Here is a 963-nt window from a genome sequence, read left to right as displayed (position 1 = left end):
CGCGGCGAGGGCTCGAATCGATACCGAAACGTGCCGTCGCCGCGTTGGCCCCCGCGACTAGTGCGTCGAGCGACGCGGCGTTGGCGTTGGGTGCGAATTTTGCGAGTTGATCGCGTGTGATTGAGTAACCCATTAGTTCACCTCAATAAATCCAAGACGCGTGTCCACGACTCCGTTCTTGAAAGGGTTGAATTTGTACAACATGGTTGCACGTACCGCATACGTACCGGCCTTAAGCTGTTTGGGGACTGGCACCTTCATGTACTCCAGTGACAGCCCATTGTCCGCTACGTCCGTGTACTCAGGATACTGATACACGGTGCGGCCGTTCATGTCAGTCAAGGACATGCTGTAGACGGCACGTCGATGCGTCTTGTTGACTATGTTCAGGGGTACGTGCATCGGCACGTAACCTCCCGGAGATGCGTAGTACGTCTGACTGATTTCTATACGTGTTTCTGGTTGGGGCTCTAGGGCCCAAAAGCAAGCAACCCCCAGAAGTGCGGCCATCGCCCAAGGCGAGGCCCTTGTAATCCAACGATCAATCACTTGCCCGATGCTGCTAATTTTTGGACCATCTTGTACGAGCGTATTCACGTGTGCCTCCTACCGTTTATCCTTGACCGCCCGGTGTCGGGTTGTTCGATTCGGTTGTGGTGTCGTCAATATGTATTCCCATACGCTCGGCCTGTTTTGTGTAGAAACTTTCGAACACGGCAATTGCTCGTGTCCCCATGAGACCAGCCGTCGCAATCAAGATCGCGGCAACCGGCCCGTCGATGTTAAGCCACTCACACGCCCAGAAAGTCATGAGTCCTGCGAAGCCTGCGGTGATCAGATCACGTGCGAGTGTCGCGACTCGGAACTGCTGCGAGTTGTTGAGATACTTAACGGCACCTCCGAACAGCGCGAGTCCGAAAACCCACGCATAGGTGCTGATGCTGTACCCGAAAGGGTCTTTGT

2 protein-coding genes are annotated in these 963 nt (G+C 54.8%); both read right to left on the bottom strand.

From position 1 onward, the window contains the following. Positions 1-132: 132 nt before the first annotated feature. Positions 133-597, bottom strand: coding sequence for a hypothetical protein (locus tag AC1RPN_RS07795; protein ID WP_481763652.1), 465 nt, complete (start codon positions 595-597; stop codon positions 133-135). Between the two features lie 16 nt (positions 598-613). Next, positions 614-963, bottom strand: a 350-nt coding sequence (locus AC1RPN_RS07790) for a phage holin family protein (RefSeq protein ID WP_481763651.1), incomplete at its 5' end; no start/stop codon positions are given.

It is taken from the genome of Dellaglioa sp. CoH-57-MRSF-20, assembly GCF_056781955.1.
The sequence above is the reverse complement of the archived record's forward strand: the minus strand, read 5'-3'. Positions and strand labels throughout refer to the sequence as shown.